Origin of the sequence: Paraburkholderia fungorum (assembly GCF_046026025.1) — a bacterium.
In the GTDB taxonomy this organism is placed as follows: domain Bacteria; phylum Pseudomonadota; class Gammaproteobacteria; order Burkholderiales; family Burkholderiaceae; genus Paraburkholderia; species Paraburkholderia fungorum_E.
Genome location: NZ_JAQQFL010000016.1, coordinates 16,229 through 32,447 on the forward strand (window position 1 = coordinate 16,229; position 16,219 = coordinate 32,447).

Consider the following 16,219-nt stretch of genomic DNA (forward strand, 5'->3'; position numbering starts at 1 on the left):
GCGTGGCGATGAGCCCGGGCGAAGCATGTCGTCTTGCGCGAACAGAGGCATGCTCGTCAACGTGATAACCATATTCCCAAAACTTCGTTGGGTCGCCGGAATTCACCGTGGTTACATGGCTTCACTTTGAAGATGAGAGTCGGGGCAAACATGAAGCACGTATTCAAATCGTCGCGGACCGGCGGGTCACGCTGGCTGAAAACGCTGCCGGTGATCGCCGCAGTGATGGGTATCGCCGCAAGCTTGCCGGCCCATGCCGGCGCCGCGGCGGGCGAGCCGTATCTGATCGGTGTGAGCGGGCCGCTTACCGGACAGGATGCGCAATATGGCACGCAGTGGAAGCGCGGCTTCGATCTCGCGTTGGAGCAGATCAACAGCCAGGGCGGCATCAAGGGCCGCCCGCTCGCCTACGACTTCGAGGACAGCCGTGGCGACCCGCGCCAGGCGGTGTCGATCGCGCAGAAGTTCGTTGGCGACCCGCGCATCCTGCTGGAGTTAGGCGACCTGTCGAGTACGACATCGATGGCGGCCTCGCCGATTTATCAGCGCGGACAACTCGTGCAATTCGGCTTCACCAATTCGCACCCCGACTTCACGAAGGGGGGCGACTACATGTGGAGCACAGCGCTCAGCCAGGCTGAAGAGCAACCGCTGCTCGCGCACTACGCGACGAAAGAACTCGGCTTCAAGCGCATTGCCGTGCTCTATCTGAACACCGACTGGGGCCGCACCAGCAAGGACATTTTCGCGAAGGCTGCCGCGCAGGATGGCGCGCAGGTCGTTGCGGCGGAAGGCTATCAGCCGACTGAAAAAGATTTTCGCGCGACGCTGGTGCGCGTCAACGAAGCGAAACCCGATTCGCTTGTGCTGATCTCGTACTACGCGGACGGTGCGCAGATCGTGCGTCAGGCGCGTTCGTCGGGTTTGACGCAACCGATCGCGGCCGTGGGGTCGGTCTATTCACCGAAGTTTCTCGAACTGGGCGGCGAGGCCGTCAACGGCGTGTTCACCGAATCGAATTTCTTTCCGGGCGACAAGCGGCCGGAAGTGCAGGACTTCGTGCAGCGTTATCGCGCGAAGTACAACGGCGAGCCCGATACGTTCGCCGCGCGCGCTTACGACGCCATGATCGTCTCGGCGGAGGTCATGCGCCGCTACGGTGTGACCCGTCAGGCAGTGCACGACGGTCTGAAGCAGATCAAGGACGTGCCGAGCCTGATCTTCGGCAAGGTGCAGTTCGATCAGGCGACGCGCCGCGTGGCTGGCGCGCGCAGCGTGTACCTGGTCGTCAAGGACAATCAGTTCACGCAATGGGACGGTGCGAAGCCGCTGGTCGCTTCGAAATAACACTGCGGCAATGCACGAGCAACGTCTGAGCAACGCTTACGGGTCTGCTTTTGCGTTTGCCTTCGCCCCTGCTTTTGCGTCTGTTTCTCACCGGATCTGAATGTTATGGCTTCATGGCTCGACTACACGATCAACGGTCTGATCGTCGGCAATATCTATGCTTTGCTGGCGGTCGGCCTCGCGCTGATTTTCGGCGTGTCGCATCTGATCAACTTTGCGCACGGCTCGGTGTATATGATCGGCAGCTTCATCGGCTGGCTGTGCCTGACGCGGCTCGGCTTGCCGTTGCCGCTCGCCTTGCTGGCGGTGGTGCTCGGCTGCGGACTGCTGGGTATCGCGATCGAGCGCATCGGTTTGCGGCCGCTGCAAGGGGCCGCGCGCATCGCTCCGTTACTCGCCACGATCGGCATCAGTTTCGTGCTCGATCAGTGCGCGCAGTTGCTGTTCGGCGCCGATCCGCGGCCGGTGCCGAGCACGCTGCCCGATTGGCACTTTCGCCTGGGCGGCGCGACGATCGGCTCGCTGGACCTGCTGATTGCCGGCATCGGCGTGACGGCGGCGGCCGTGCTCTATGTGTTTTTGCGTTTCACGCGTTTGGGTTGGGCCGTACGCGCCACCGCGCAGGACCGGGACGCGGCGCAGCAGATGGGCGTCAACGTCAATGGCGTCAATCAGGCGGTGTTTGCGATCGCGTGCGCGCTCGGCGGCGTGAGCGGCCTGCTGGTCGGCATGTACTACAACAGCATCGATCCGGCGATGGGCTTCCAGGCCACGCTCAAGGGCGTGGTGGCCTTGCTGATCGGCGGTCTGGGTAATGTGCCGGGCGCGATTGTCGGCAGCCTGCTGCTGGGTCTGGTCGAGAGCTATGGCGTGGCGATCTTCGGCACCAGTTACCGCGATCTGTTTGCGTTCGTTCTGCTGCTTCTGTTTCTGGTGTGGCGTCCCAACGGACTCTTTAGTGGCAGCCGTCGTTTGCCGCCCGAGCCGATGACCGGCACGTTCCTGTCCGCCGGCAAGGCGGTGAAGGTGCCGCGCGCCGTGGTGATTGCACTGGCAGTGGCTGCGATCGCGCTGCCGTTCGTCGCCAGTTCGTCCTATCTCCTGCAAACACTCACCAATGCCTGGCTGTACGGAATGTTGGCGCTGAGCCTGACGCTGGTGGCGGGCACGGTCGGGCAGATTTCGCTCGGTCACGCCGCACTGCTGGTGATCGGCGCATATGCGTCCGCCTTGCTGTCGATGAACCTCGGCTGGTCGCCGGTCGTGACGATCTTTTGCGCCGGTCTGATCACTGCCGCGCTCGGCACGCTTCTGGTCTATCCGGCATTCCGTTTGCGCGGCCACTATGTGTCGATCGCGACGCTTGGCATCGGCGAAGTCGTGAGCCTCGTGATCCTCAACTGGGACAGCCTGACGCGGGGCCCGCTCGGCATCGCGGGCATTGCGCCGCTGTCGGTGTTCGGCTGGACGCCGGACAGCGCACGCGCAATTTACTGGTTCGCGTTGGGCGTGCTGATCGTGCTGGCGCTGCTGCAAACGCGGCTGTTGGGCTCGCACCTGGGCCGCACACTGCGCGCGATTCGCGAAGACGAGGTTGCCGCACGCTCGCATGGAATTCGCCCGAACCGCTACAAGGCGATCGCGTTTGCGTTCGGCGGTCTGGCCGCGGGTATCAGCGGTGGGATCGCGGCGCATCTGTATAGCTACATCAACAACCAGACCTTCGACTCGCAAGTGTCGATCCTTGCCTTGACGATGGTGATTCTCGGGGGGCTTGGCAACGTGCTGGGCGGCATCGTCGGCGCGGTTGCGCTGATCGGCCTGCCGGAGATTTTCCGCTGGGCCGCCGACTACCGGATGCTGATCTACGGGCTGGTGTTGCTGCTGCTGGTGCGATTCAGGCCGCAGGGTTTGCTGGGAACGGTATGACGGAGCGCACATGACACAGACTCTTCTCGACGTGCGCGGCGTGACGCGGCGCTTCGGCGGACTGACCGCAGTGAACGGAATCGATCTGTCGATTTCGGAAGGTGAACTTATCAGCGTGATCGGACCGAACGGCGCGGGCAAGTCGACGCTGTTCAATCTGATTACCGGGCTCGATACGCCGGACGCGGGCAGCGTGAGATTCGACGGTCGCGACATCACCGGCGTGCGCCCCGAAAAGCTGGCCGCGCTCGGGCTGGCGCGGACGTTTCAACATGGCCGGGTGTTCGGCAATCTGAGCGTGTTCGATAACGTGTTGCTCGGCGCGCACGCGCGTTTGCGCGTCACGCGCACGGGTTGGCCGATTGTCGGCGCCATCGCCGAAGTCGCGCGCGCGCTTATTGGACCGTCTTCGGTCCGGCGCGAAGATGCGGCGCTGCGCGACGAAGTGCGGGAGATTATTGCGGGGTTCGGCGAACGCCTGACGCCGCGCATCGATCATCCGGCGCATAGCCTGTCGTACGCGAACCGGCGACGGGTCGAGATTGCCCGCGCGCTCGCCTTGCATCCGCGCATCCTGCTGCTCGACGAGCCGACGGCTGGCATGAACGAATCAGAGACGGCAGAAATGCTGGTGCTGATTCAGCAACTGAAAGCGCGCGGGCTGACCATCCTGCTGATCGAACACAAACTCGACATGGTGATGCGCCTGTCGGACCGTGTGATCGTGCTCGACAACGGCGGAAAAATCGCGGAGGGATTGCCGCGCGAGGTGCGCAACGATCCACGTGTGATCGAAGCGTATCTGGGCCATCGCAATGTCGGCGGCGCGGCGACCGTGCGCGTCGCGGCCTGAACTTCTGGAACATCGACGATGAGCGACGCTTTACTGAAACTCGAACACATCGAGACGTTTTACGGCCCCGTCCAGGTGCATTTCGACGTCAATTTCCAGGTGCGGCGCGGGCAGATCGTCAGTCTGCTCGGCGGCAACGCGAGCGGCAAGTCGACCACGATGAAGCTGATTCTCGGTCTGCACAAGCCGCGCGCCGGGAGCATCACGTTCGAAGGCGAGCCGATCACCGGACTCAGCACGCCGCAGATCGTGCGGCGTGGCGTCGGCTCGGTGCCCGAAGCACGACGGTTGTTCGGTGATATGACGGTGCGTGAAAATCTGCTGATGGGCGCCTATACGCGGCGCGACCGCGTGGCCATCGACGAAGACTACGAGCGTGTGCTGGGCCTTTTCCCGCGCGTGAAAGAGCGTCTGACGCAAAAGGCCGGCACGCTCTCGGGCGGCGAACAGCAGATGCTGGCGATGGCGCGCGCGCTGATGAGCCGGCCGAAGCTGATCTGCATGGACGAACCCACGATGGGTTTGTCGCCGCTTTACGTCGACAAGGTGCTGGAACTGATCGAAACGATCAACCGGCAGGGCGTGACGTTTTTCATGGTCGAGCAGAATGCGAGCCTCGCGCTGGAGATTGCGCATTACGGCTATGTGTTGCAGACGGGCCGCGTCGTACTCGAAGGCACGGCCGAATCGCTGCTCGGCGACGAGCGGATCCGCGACGCTTATCTCGGCGGCGAAGCGGCGGCCACCACGGCGTCCTGACGCGACCGGCGCTCGCCGTCGCGCATGGCGGCCCGCGGGTGCCGTTGCCTACGACGTACGGAACCCGCGGCCTCAAAGGTCGAACTGGTCGAACTCGCTTTGCAGCTCACGGTTACGTGCGACGCGTTCGTCGATACCCGGGCCGAGCCGTTCGACAATCGCCGAGATCAGCAGATTGAACAGGCAGGTGAGCGGCGCCAGCGAATCCCAGAACTGACCGACATCGGTCTTCACCTGCAAGAGATCGCCGTCGAAATCGCGCGCCCACGGACAGTAAATATCGGTGACGAGCGCGAAGGGCAGGCCACGGCGCGTGGCGGCCTCGCAATAGCGGCGCGCGATCATCGAATAGGCGCGCGTATCGGTGACGATCAGATAGGGCGACTTGAACTCGGAGTTCAGCGAATCGACATACGAACCCGACATGCCGTCGGAATAGAACACACGCGGGCGGAGGTACTCGAGGTAGCTGTAGAACGCGTTGCTGATGCCGCGCGTCGACTGGATGCCGAGGATATAGACGGCGTCCGCATTCGAAATGCGTTCGGCCACGCGAGCGAACATCGGCGATTGCGCCAACTGGTAGACATGCTGGATTGCGCCGATTTCAAGTTCGAGCGAGTGGCCGAGAGCCGGATTGGGGGCAGGATGGGCGGCGTCAGGCCCGCTTGCTGCGGGTGCGGTTTCGTCGTGCGGGCCGGACGTGCGGCGAAACGCATCGAGCCGGTCGGTGATCAGCCACGGGCGCTCCTGCGCGCCGCGCAGTTCGCGCTTCAGGTCGTCGAGATTCTGGTAGCCGATACTGCGCAGGAACCGGCCCACCGAGATGCCGCTGGTGCCGGCTTGCTGGGCGATCTGATCGGCGGTTTCGAGACCGAGCCGTTCGAGATTCGCCAGCATGTAACTGGCGACACGCTTGGAGGTGGGCGTGAGTTCGGCAAAGCGGGCTTCGACGGTTTGGGCAAAAGCGGTCGGCATCGTAGTCGCGGTGCGAGTGGTGGATCGATCGTCGAGATCATGACATATTCAACTCGCATTCCGCTCGTATTCGACCCGCATTCGACCTGCATTCGACCTGCATTCAACCCGCACTTAATCGATACCGGGCCTCCGCGCGGTCCTGAAAATGAGGATGCGCATGCGCAAGAGCCACCGGCGAGGCGCCGTTCAGACGGCGGGCCGCGCCGGCGCGGCCCGCGAGAAGCGCCGGGCACCCGCCACGCACGCGACCACCACGACGGTCACCAGGATCATCGCGGGCGGCACCTCTTCGTGCAGCAGCAGGCCGGCGAGCAGCAGGCCGAAAAACGGCTGCAGCAACTGCAATTGCCCGACCCCCGCGATGCCGCCGAGCGCGAGACCGCGGTACCAGAACACGAAGCCGATCAGCATGCTGAAGAGCGACACATACGCGAGGCCCCACAGCGCGGCGTGGCTCACGCCTTCAAACGACGCCGGCCGGGTCCACCAGGCGAGCGGCAGCATCAACGGCAGCGACAGCACCAGCGCCCACGAAATCACCTGCCAGCCGCCGAGATGGCGCGATAGCCGCGCGCCTTCGGCATAGCCCAGGCCGCAGGCCACGATCGCCGCCAGCATCAGTGCGTCGCCGAGCGGCGACGCACTGATGCCGTGGCGCAAGGCGAACGCGACCACCGCGCCGCTGCCGAGTGCCGAGAACAGCCAGAAGGCCGGTTGCGGGCGCTCGCCGCCGCGCAGCACGCCGAAGATCGCGGTGGACAGCGGCAGGAGCCCGACGAACACGATGGCGTGCGCGGAGCTCACGTGGCGCAGCGCGAGGGCGGTCAGAAGCGGAAAGCCGACCACCACCCCGAGCGCGACCACCAGCAGTGGAATCAGATCACGCTTCGCGGGCCGGGACTCGCGAAACACCAGCAATAACAGCAGACCCAGCGTGCCCGCGATGGTCGCGCGGGCGACCGTCAGAAACACCGGATCGAGGCCTTGCACGGCGATGCGGGTGGCGGGCAGCGAGCCGCTGAAAATCAACACGCCCACCATGCCGCTCACCCAGCCGTTCGTTGTCTTGTCCATCGAAAGAGTCCATGCGGATTGAAAATGGTAGGCAGAGCATCCGCTTTTGGGCAACAAAGGGTAAGCTACGGATCAGTACAATTCGTACAAACTGTACCGAACATGGAGCAGTACAGATGGCGGAAAGCAATCGCAACCGGATGGCCCTGGGCGCGCAAGCCGGCACCCGGGTCGGCGCGGTCATGGACAGCTTGCGCGAGCGCATCGCGAGCCGTTCGCTGATGCCGGGCGCGCGCGTGCCGTCGATCCGTGTGATGACGGAGACGCTTGGCGTGTCGAAGTCGACGGTGGTGGAAGCGTACGACCGGCTGGTCGCCGAAGGAACGATCGTGGCGCGGCGCGGTTCCGGGTTTTTCGTGTCCGGCCATGCGCCGCCGCTCGCACTCGCCGATCTCGGGCCGCGGCTGGATCGCGAGGTCGATCCGTTGTGGCTCACGCGACAATCGCTGGAGGCCGGTGCGAAGGTGTTCAAGCCAGGCTGCGGCTGGATGCCGTCTTCGTGGCTGCCGGAAGACGGCATACGCCGCGCGTTGCGTGCCGTGGCGCGCGATCCGCAAGCACCGCTCGCCGACTATGCGAGCCCGCTCGGTCTGCCCGCGCTGCGTCAGCAACTCGCCTGGCGGCTCGCGCAGCATGGCGTGGAAGCGCCGCCTGAGCAGATCGTGCTGACCGACGGCGGCACGCACGCGCTCGATCTCGTCTGCCGTTTTCTGCTGGAACCGGGCGATACGGTCCTGATCGACGACCCGTGCTACTTCAACTTTCAGGCGCTGCTGCGCGCGCATCGCGCCCGCATCGTCGGTGTGCCTTATACCCCGAACGGGCCCGATCTGGCGGCTTTCGAGCGGGCGCTGATCGAGCATCGTCCGCGTCTCTACGTGACTAATTCCGCGATCCACAATCCGACCGGCGCCACGCTTGCGCCGGCTATCGCGCATCGGCTGCTGAAACTGGCAGGCGAACACAATCTGCTGATCGTCGAAGACGATATCTTCGCCGACTTCGAGGACGAACCGGCTCCGCGTCTCGCGGCGTTCGACGGTCTCGCGCGGGTGGTCTCGATCGGCAGTTTTTCCAAGACCTTGTCCGCGGCCGTGCGCTGCGGCTACATCGCGGCGCGCCGCGAGTGGGTCGAGCCGCTGGTCGACCTGAAGCTGGCCACCTCGTTCGGCAACGGCCAACTTGCGGCGAGCGTGGTGCATCGTCTGCTGGTGGACGGCACGTACCGGCGGCATCTCGAATCGATGCGCGCGAAGCTCGCGGACGCCATGGGGGAAACGATCAGGCGGCTGGGTTATGCAGGTCTTGAGGTATGGACGCGGCCACGCGGCGGTATTTTCGTGTGGGCGTGCCTGCCGGATGCGCTCGACGCCGCCGACGTCGCGCGTCACGCGTTAGCCGAGGGCGTGGTATTCGCACCCGGCAATGTGTTCAGCGCCACGCAATCGGCGGCGGGTTTCCTGCGCTTTAACGTGTCGCAATGTAACCGGCCGAAGGTGTACGAGGCGCTGCAACGGGCGATGGACGTGTCGGCCGTATCGAAGGAGCACGCATGAACGCGCGGGCCTCGCTATTCCTCGCCGCCGTCACGCGCCTTACTTGCACAGCAAAAGCAGACGCTCCTGATCCGTGCAGACGGCGCGTGGTTTTTGCGCGGCTTGCGCCGCCGTCGCGCTGATCGCCGCGCTCCTGTTCGCGAGACATGCGCGCAAATGTTTCTCCACCGGACCGTAGTATTTCCATCCGCGCACGAGTGTGGGCAATTCGAGTTTGACCTGCTTCCACTTCGGATGCCCGTGCTCCTGAAGATTGTCGAAGTTGGCGCACAGCGAGTCGGCAAAATGATTCAGATTGCCGACGGTGTCGCGCAGACCGTAATCGTAGGTGACGAGAAAGGCCTTCACCGTCAACGTGGGGACGTCTTCCTTCAGCCAGTCCGGATAGCTGGTCGCGCGGATCGTGGCGGGAAAATAGGTCTGTTTGGCACGGGCGGTTTCAGGCGCGGCAGGATCGGCCTTCAGAAGGCGGAGCTGTTGCAGCAATTCGGGGTTCATCTGGTTGAACAGATTGGCCGGCTGCCCGACCACGATGATCGCAACATCCACCTTCTTGACGATCAACGCGGCCAGCGCGTCTTCGTTACTCAGGTGCTGGATGTTCTGCTCGGGAATGGCCTGTCCGAACATCAGGTGGTAGAGGGTCGTGGCCGATTGAGCGGTGCCGCTGCCGATCAGGCCCACACTGATGCTCTTGTCCTTGATATCCGCGAGGGTCTTCATCGGCGAGTCCGCACGGACCACGACGTTAATTTCCTCGTCGTAGAGCGGCATGATGAGCCGTAGCGGCCGGATTGCCGTGCCGGCGTCGGCATTGCCCGCGTTGGCCATATCGATGTAGGCCTGATACACGTCGGACTGCACCAGCGCGAGCTTCACACCCGGCTCGAAGCGCATGCGCTGCACGTTCTCGGCCGAACCCTTCGACGCGAGCACTTCCAGATCGATGCCGGCCGGTTGCGCCACCCATTTCGACAGATCCTGGCCGATCTGAATATACGTGCCCCGTTCCGGTCCCGTGACGATCTTGTAATGCGCAGGCTCGGCGCTTGCCAACGAAGACATGAGCGTCAGCACCAGCCCCAGCCATCCCGCCAAAAGTCTCTTCAGCATGGTCTATCTACCTATCGGTCAGGGTTGAATTGCCTCTCCCGCCGGCGCGCATCGAGCACCGGTGAGCCGGGCTGCCATCACATGTTCGATGCGCTGCGCGTGCCGTGTCCGTCTGTTGCCGCTCAGAGAGCACGCAATCGTCATTGCAATCGGGCTTGCCATGCTTCAGGCGGTCTCGCAAACGGCTATGAAATTCGGTATCCAAACGATTTATCGCTGACCGGACTGTCCAGCGCGGCGTGCGGCTTGAGCGGCGCCCAACCCGTCTCGCGAATCACGCGTTCGAGGATCGTCTTCGCGGTGTCGTTGCCGGTGTCAATGGCGAGCACCTCGTTGGCGTGCTGACGCGCGCAGTTCCATGATTGCTGCGCGGCACATGCTTGTGCTGCCTGCAACGCGGCGTCGCGGCGTGCTGCGAGTGGCTTTAATTCCGTCGCCAGATCTTGTGCGTCGGCGTTACCGGGTTGCAGCGTTTGCACAGAGCCAAGCGCGGCTTGTGCAGCGGACAGATCGTTGGCCCGGAACGCCAGACGCGCTGCCTGCAGCGCTTGCGCGGCATCGCGGAACTGCGGCACCGCCGGTTTTGCCGGCGCGGCCACCGGCGGCGCGATAGGCGTGGCTGGAATCGCAGGTGCGGTTTTGGCGGGATTGGCCGGATTGGTAATAGCAGTGGGCTTGTTTACGCTCGCCTGGTTCGCCGACGGAGCGGGTGTGTACAGCGCAATCGTGCCGGTCGCCGTTCTGGCGTCCTGAGGATTGTCCGCCGTTTGCTCGGTGTTGCCATTCTGCGATTCGTGGTTGTCGCTGAATAGTGCATAGGCGACATACGCTAGTCCGATTGCGCCAATGACCGCGATCGCGATCAGCACCCGGCGTAGCGGGAACACGGTGCGAGCGTCAGGCTGCGGTGGATTGGCGAGCGGCGGATCAGCACGCGGGGGCAGCGACGCGAGTACCGGCAGTTGAATCGGAGGTTCGGTTGGAACGGCTTCGCCAGTGCCAGTAATTGCAGTCTTCGAGGTGAGGTCGGTTTCGCTCGGCCGCGCCGGATCGAAGCCGATTTTTTGCGCGGTCTTGCTCATCGCGCTGGCGCGGCTGCCCGGAATCACTGCGCGTTTGTGTGGGTCGCGCTCGAGTGGATGCACCGCGCCGCAATACGGACAATAGTCGACTTGCCGGTACAGAGCGCCGCCACAGCGTCTGCAGGGCATCGGGAAATCATGGCCGAGTATTGTCTGGGTGGACATGCTGTGGACCCACCTGTGGAAAACAACATCGTTACGGCATGCTCCAGACCGTATTCAGACAGGTGTAACGCCTGCGAAAATACGATCCACATGCGCTGGAGAGCCTTGCGACGCAAGTCCTCGCTTGCGGTGCCGCTGCTTGCAATATGTGGCGTTTCGCTGAGAACGTCAATCGACGTTCTCACCTACTTCAGATGCGGGCGAGCGCATTTGTGGGTACGACGAAACACTTCATATGTCGGCAGAACGAATAGGCAGTGGGTTTTTTTCATACCGCGCGCGAGGTCACGGCGCGCAGGCGATGGCGCGATGGCGGAATTGGCAGAAGAGAAGGGTGGCGAGGAAGTAGAACGAGGTCGAAGCCCATGGCGTTCGACCTCGTTATCAAGCGCTTGTAGAAAACGCTTGCAGAAAACGCGTGCAGCGGCCGTGATACGGGATCAGCGCTTGCGCAGCGGATGATCCTTCAGAAGCCACGCGAGTACGAAGGCCAGCACCACCACACAGGCCGCCGACAGATACACCGTGTGCAACGCGCCGGCAAACGCCTGCAGATAATCGTCGCGCAATGCTTCGGGTAACTGATGGATGGCCGTCGGCCCGAGCGCGTGCGGCAATTCGGTGTTCGGCGGAATCAGCGTTGCGAGGCGCGCGGCGAGGCCGTTCGAAAACACTGCACCGAAACTGGCTACACCGATCGAGCCACCGATAGACCGGAACAGTGTCGCGCCCGAGGTGGCGACACCCATGTGTTTGAACTCGACCGTATTCTGCACGGCGAGAATCAGCACCTGCATCACCATACCGAGGCCGCAACCAAGAATCCCCATGTCGACATACATCACATGAATTGGCGTGCTGATCTGCAAACGCGCGAGCAGGAGCATCGCCACGGCCACGAGGAACGTGCCGGCGATCGGGAACATGCGGTACTTGCCGATCTTGCTGATCAAGCGGCCGGTCACCATCGACATCACGAACAGGCCGCCCATCATCGGCAGCATTTGCATGCCGGCTTGCGACGGCGTCGAACCTTTAACCACCTGCAAATACAGCGGCAGGAACGTGACCGAGCCGAACAGCGACACACCGATGATGAAGCCGATCAGGCTGCTCAGCAAAAACGTGCGCTGTTTGAAGAGTTCGAGCGGCATGATCGGTTCGACGGCAGTGCGCTCTTCGTGGATGAAACCCCAGATCGCCACGAGCCCCATCCCTAACGTGAACCACAACTGCGGCGACGACCACGGCAGGATCGTGCCGCCCTGGCTGGTGAACAGGATGATGCAGGTGAGCGCGCCGGCGAGAAACGCGGCGCCCATGTAGTCGATGGTGTGCTTCACGTGCCGCACGTGCGGTTTGAAGACAGCGCCGATCACGACCAGCGAAATGATGCCGAGCGGCAGGTTGATGTAGAAAATCCAGCGCCATGACAGGTGCTCGACAAGAAAGCCGCCCAGCAGCGGCCCGATCACCGTTGCGAGGCCGAACACGCCGCCGAATACACCCTGGTAACGGCCGCGTTCAGCAGGCGGAATCACATCCGCAATGGCGGCCATGGTCACGACCAGCAGGCCGCCGCCGCCGAGCCCTTGCAGCGCGCGCAGCAGGATCAGCTGGGTCATGTCCTGGGCGATGCCGCACAGCGCGGAGCCGACGAGGAACACTACGATTGCGGTCTGCAGCACGATCTTGCGGCCGAACAGATCGCCGAATTTGCCGTACAGCGGCACGACGATGGTCGAGGTGAGCAGGTAGGCGGTTACCACCCACGACAGGTTGTTGAGCCCGCCCAGTTCTCCGACGATGGTCGGCAGCGCGGTCGAGACGATCGTCTGGTCGAGCGCGGCGAGCAGCATGACCAGCAGCAACGCCGGAAACAGCAGGCGGATCGGCGGGTGGTCGGCTGCCTGCGCGCCGGGTTGCAGGCCCGGCTGAACCTCAGGCTGCATGAGCACGGCGGGTTGAGTCGTTGTCGTTTGGTCCATGGCGCCACGGTGTTGAAATTAATTAATTCGGAGATTAATATATGCGACATCGAGTCACCAGTCAAATTGAATGCAATGGCAAGGATTTCGTCGGATGAACAGGAAGTGAAGCGCGCACCGCGTAGCACCACCGCTGCGAAGGCGCGAAAGCTTTCGCAGCCTGGGGTCTCGGCCGCCGTGGGCGAACCCGCGAAGGTTGAACCCGCGCGGCGGCCCGGCAGACCTTCTGGCTCGGCGCGTGGTCCGGAGCAGCGCAGCCGCCTGCTGGACGCCGCGCTTGCCCTGTTCGCGCGGCAGGGCATCGTCGACACCACGCTTGGGGAGATTGCCCGTGAAGCGGGTTTCACGCCGGCGATGATGCATTACTACTTCAAGACGCGCGATCAACTGCTCGACGTGCTGATCGACGAGCGCTTCGCTCCGCTACGCGCGACATTCGGCGTACCGTTTCAGGAAAATCCCGACGACCCGGTGGCGGCAATCACGCAGCTCGCGCAGCGTTTGGTGCTGGTGGCGCGCGACCATCCGTGGTTTCCGTCGCTGTGGGTGCGCGAAGTGATCAGCGACGGCGGCCTGCTGCGCCAACGCATGCATGAACGGTTCGGCGACACGCATCAGAAGGCGTCGCTGTCTGCCATCGCGCGCTGGCAGAAGGAAGGGCGCCTGAATGCGGGGCTGGAGCCGTCGCTGGTATTTGTTTCGCTGTTAGGTCTGACGATTCTGCCGCTGGCCGCCTCGAAGCTGTGGCGTAACGATCCCGTGCGGCGCAATATCGGCGGCGAGGAGATTGCCCGGCACGTCGTGGCCTTGCTGATGCACGGCGTCGGTCCCGGCAAAGCGGACTGACACGCCAACCGGCTCAATCAGATGACGCTTGTTGCAGTGGCTGAACGCAGCCGCTGCGATTTCGCACACGTGATGCCGGCGTTGCTGTCAATCGCGTATCGAGCGTATGTCACCAAGCCGCTGCGACGACGAAACGGGTGCGCCCGATGAAAGCGTTGAGGCACGCAACGTGCTACCTGAGGGGTGGACGTGAACCCCGCGCGCGAAACGCAACAACGACACAACAACGGCACAACAACGGCACAACAACGCGAGCGTCGCAAGAAACACGAATATGTCAGGTAAGACGCCGGGCGGCCGACGCGGTGCACACGGGTTGGCACCAGCGGCCACGGCGAATCGGGTATCGGCATCTATCTGCCGGAGCAGGGGTGTCGAGGGTGCTTTTTTCATCGGCGTGCAATTTTGGCGCGTTACCGTGCGCACGCGTTGCGCTCAGCTCACGTTTTACAATCGCGGGCCTGGATGCAACTCGACGCGCGAAATCGAGTCGGAGCCATGGACAGCAATACCGCAGCCGCGAAAATCGGCGGCACACAGCAGGACGATACGTCGGCCGCATCTAACGGCCTAACCGGTTTTATTGAGCAACAACAGAACATGAACGGAGCATTGAGACTCGATCAGGCCACGATCGTGCTCGTCGAAGACGACCCGGACAGCCGGGAATCGCTGACCTTGCTACTCGAGGCGGAAGGGGCGCATGTCGTCGCGGTGGCGGATGCGGAAGCGGGTGTCGAGGCGGCGCTGCGGCTTTCGCCTGATGCCGTGGTGTGCGACCTGGAATTGCCGGCTATGGACGGTTTTTACCTGATCCAGCGGCTGCGCGATCACGAAATTCGCGGCGACCATGCGCCTTCCGTGGCCGTGGCGCTCACGGGCCATACCGACGATGCTTACCGCTTGCGCAGCATCGGCGAAGGCTTCCAGCATTTCATGACCAAGCCGGCGTTGCCGGAAGACCTCGTGACCCTGTTGCACGACGCGATCCACGCTCGCGCGGCGGGTTGATCGATCTCGGGAGCGCGTGGCGGGTGGCCGGTTGCTGGCCATGCCGCCGGATCTTCGGCGGCAGGTTTTCGCGCGGCGACAAACTGTGCAGTCAGGTGACAAATCCGCCTGCCGCCGGTGCTGCTCGTTTCCGCTATTTCGCGGCGGCGACTGGTGCTGCGGCACCGGCATTGGCCGCCTCCACTGCCTGACAGGCGGAACACAGTCCTTTCAATTCGATCTCGTCGCTGGCGAGGCGGTAGCCTGCGTCTTCGATTTGTGCGACGAGTGCCTGACGCAGTTTAGGCTGATGCAGTTCGGTGACGTTGCCGCATTGCTGGCAGACCACCAGAATGCCGTGCTGGCACTGTGTGAGGTCGTGGCAGACGGTGAACGCATTGATCGATTCGATGCGGTGGACGAGCCCTGCGGAGAGCAGAAAATCGAGCGCCCGATAAACCGTGGGCGGCGCCGAGCCGGGGTGGATCTGGCGCATATCGTCCAGCAACGAATACGCCTTGGTGGCGCGCCCGGAATTTAACAGCAATTCGAGCACTTTACGGCGGATTGGCGTGAGTTTCTCGCCGCGTTCGCGGCAATATTCTTCCGCGAGAGTCAGGGCGGCTTCCTGCGATGCACCGTGGTCGCCATGCGTGTGCCCCGGCTCATGATGATGAGCGGATGCGGCAAGGGTGGCTTTTTCGGCGGTCGCGGCGGGCTTGGCGGTCTTCATGCGTCGATTATAAAGGCCATTGTGCTTCGCTGTGCCGGCGTGCGGTGCGCCTGCCGGTCCAGGCCAGGCGCCGCCGCGAGGCACGGGCCCGCGGGATGGTCGCCGGCCGGTCTAGGTCAGCGGAAAATCGATGTATTTCCTGAAGCCCGCGCGCGTCGCAATCCGCGAATACCAGCGTTCCAGATTCGGCAGCGGGGGACGTTCGACGCCGTCCAGCCCGAACCAGCGTTTCGCGTACGCACCGATCACGATATCGGCGAGCGTGAATTTCTCGCCTTCGAGGAAGAAGCGGCCTTGCAGATGGTTATCCAGCAGGCGCCACAGCAACGTGACCGCGCCGATGTCGGTGATAAGTCTGGCAGCGTCGCGCTGGTCGGCGGGCGTGCGCACGAGGGCCCAGAACACCGGCTTTTCCGTGGGTTGCAGCGTGGTGAGCGACCAGTCGAGCCAGCGGTCGATACTTGCGCGCAGTTTCGGCTCGGACGGATACAGCAGGCTCGATTCGCCGTATTGCAGCACCAGATAGCGCAGGATCGAGTTCGATTCCCACAGCACGAAGTCGTCGTCGACCAGCGTCGGAATCTTGCCGGTCGGGTTCATTGCCAGATAGTCAGGCTCGTTGTTGCGGCCGAATTGCAATCCCGCGTCGATGCGTTCGTACGGCAGCACCAGTTCGTCGCAACACCACAAGACTTTCTGTACGTTGACCGAGTTGGCGCGTCCCCAGATCGTAATCATCCGGTAAATCCTTTTTGACATTGGCAATTGGCAAGCCGCGCAGGACGCGCGGCGTTCAGCCAGTA

Annotated in this window: 14 protein-coding genes; 7 read left to right on the forward strand and 7 right to left on the reverse strand. The window is 63.3% G+C overall.

Annotation, left to right across the window (positions count from 1 at the left end):
* The first annotated feature begins 225 nt into the window (after positions 1 to 225).
* The 4 genes from PQR67_RS18620 (at position 226) to PQR67_RS18635 (ending at position 4,888) form a co-directional block, all read left to right on the forward strand.
* Positions 226 to 1,347, forward strand: coding sequence for an ABC transporter substrate-binding protein (locus PQR67_RS18620; RefSeq protein ID WP_408462546.1), 1,122 nt, complete (start codon positions 226 to 228; stop codon positions 1,345 to 1,347).
* A 105-nt stretch (positions 1,348 to 1,452) separates the two neighbouring features.
* Positions 1,453 to 3,276, forward strand: coding sequence for an ABC transporter permease (locus PQR67_RS18625; protein WP_408462227.1), 1,824 nt, complete (start codon positions 1,453 to 1,455; stop codon positions 3,274 to 3,276).
* 10 nt (positions 3,277 to 3,286) lie between these two features.
* Positions 3,287 to 4,129 (forward strand): ABC transporter ATP-binding protein, encoded by an 843-nt coding sequence (locus tag PQR67_RS18630; RefSeq protein WP_408462230.1) that lies wholly within the window; start codon positions 3,287 to 3,289, stop codon positions 4,127 to 4,129.
* An 18-nt stretch (positions 4,130 to 4,147) separates the two neighbouring features.
* Positions 4,148 to 4,888 (forward strand): ABC transporter ATP-binding protein, encoded by a 741-nt coding sequence (locus PQR67_RS18635; protein WP_408462233.1) that lies wholly within the window; start codon positions 4,148 to 4,150, stop codon positions 4,886 to 4,888.
* A gap of 72 nt (positions 4,889 to 4,960) precedes the next feature.
* Here the strand turns inward: PQR67_RS18635 and sapR are convergent, their stop codons facing one another.
* Positions 4,961 to 5,866 (reverse strand): sap1 transcriptional regulator SapR, encoded by a 906-nt coding sequence (gene sapR, locus PQR67_RS18640; RefSeq protein ID WP_408462236.1) that lies wholly within the window; start codon positions 5,864 to 5,866, stop codon positions 4,961 to 4,963.
* Between the two features lie 189 nt (positions 5,867 to 6,055).
* Positions 6,056 to 6,943 (reverse strand): DMT family transporter, encoded by an 888-nt coding sequence (locus PQR67_RS18645; RefSeq protein ID WP_408462239.1) that lies wholly within the window; start codon positions 6,941 to 6,943, stop codon positions 6,056 to 6,058.
* 116 nt (positions 6,944 to 7,059) lie between these two features.
* On the opposite strand from PQR67_RS18645, the gene PQR67_RS18650 reads away from it, so the two are divergent.
* Complete coding sequence (locus PQR67_RS18650; protein ID WP_408462241.1) at positions 7,060 to 8,499, forward strand: aminotransferase-like domain-containing protein; 1,440 nt, start codon at positions 7,060 to 7,062, stop codon at positions 8,497 to 8,499.
* A 39-nt stretch (positions 8,500 to 8,538) separates the two neighbouring features.
* Here the strand turns inward: PQR67_RS18650 and PQR67_RS18655 are convergent, their stop codons facing one another.
* The 3 genes from PQR67_RS18655 to PQR67_RS18665 all read right to left on the reverse strand — a co-directional run bounded on the left by PQR67_RS18655 (position 8,539) and on the right by PQR67_RS18665 (position 12,811).
* Complete coding sequence (locus tag PQR67_RS18655) at positions 8,539 to 9,612, reverse strand: TAXI family TRAP transporter solute-binding subunit (protein WP_408462244.1); 1,074 nt, start codon at positions 9,610 to 9,612, stop codon at positions 8,539 to 8,541.
* A 185-nt stretch (positions 9,613 to 9,797) separates the two neighbouring features.
* Positions 9,798 to 10,859, reverse strand: a complete 1,062-nt coding sequence (locus PQR67_RS18660) for a zinc ribbon domain-containing protein (protein ID WP_408462247.1) — start codon at positions 10,857 to 10,859, stop codon at positions 9,798 to 9,800.
* Between the two features lie 440 nt (positions 10,860 to 11,299).
* Positions 11,300 to 12,811: an MDR family MFS transporter gene (locus PQR67_RS18665; protein WP_408462549.1), complete on the reverse strand. Its 1,512-nt coding sequence runs from the start codon at positions 12,809 to 12,811 to the stop codon at positions 11,300 to 11,302.
* 111 nt (positions 12,812 to 12,922) lie between these two features.
* On the opposite strand from PQR67_RS18665, the gene PQR67_RS18670 reads away from it, so the two are divergent.
* The gene (locus PQR67_RS18670; protein ID WP_408462250.1) at positions 12,923 to 13,693 is read left to right on the forward strand and encodes a TetR/AcrR family transcriptional regulator; all 771 of its coding nucleotides are present in this window, start codon (positions 12,923 to 12,925) and stop codon (positions 13,691 to 13,693) included.
* A 498-nt stretch (positions 13,694 to 14,191) separates the two neighbouring features.
* Positions 14,192 to 14,704, forward strand: coding sequence for a response regulator (locus tag PQR67_RS18675; RefSeq protein WP_408462252.1), 513 nt, complete (start codon positions 14,192 to 14,194; stop codon positions 14,702 to 14,704).
* A 133-nt stretch (positions 14,705 to 14,837) separates the two neighbouring features.
* Here PQR67_RS18675 and PQR67_RS18680 read toward each other — a convergent pair whose 3' ends face one another.
* Both PQR67_RS18680 and PQR67_RS18685 read right to left on the reverse strand, forming a co-directional pair.
* Positions 14,838 to 15,416, reverse strand: a complete 579-nt coding sequence (locus PQR67_RS18680) for a Fur family transcriptional regulator (RefSeq protein ID WP_408462255.1) — start codon at positions 15,414 to 15,416, stop codon at positions 14,838 to 14,840.
* A 111-nt stretch (positions 15,417 to 15,527) separates the two neighbouring features.
* The gene (locus tag PQR67_RS18685; RefSeq protein ID WP_408462258.1) at positions 15,528 to 16,154 is read right to left on the reverse strand and encodes a glutathione S-transferase family protein; all 627 of its coding nucleotides are present in this window, start codon (positions 16,152 to 16,154) and stop codon (positions 15,528 to 15,530) included.
* Positions 16,155 to 16,219 lie beyond the last annotated feature (65 nt).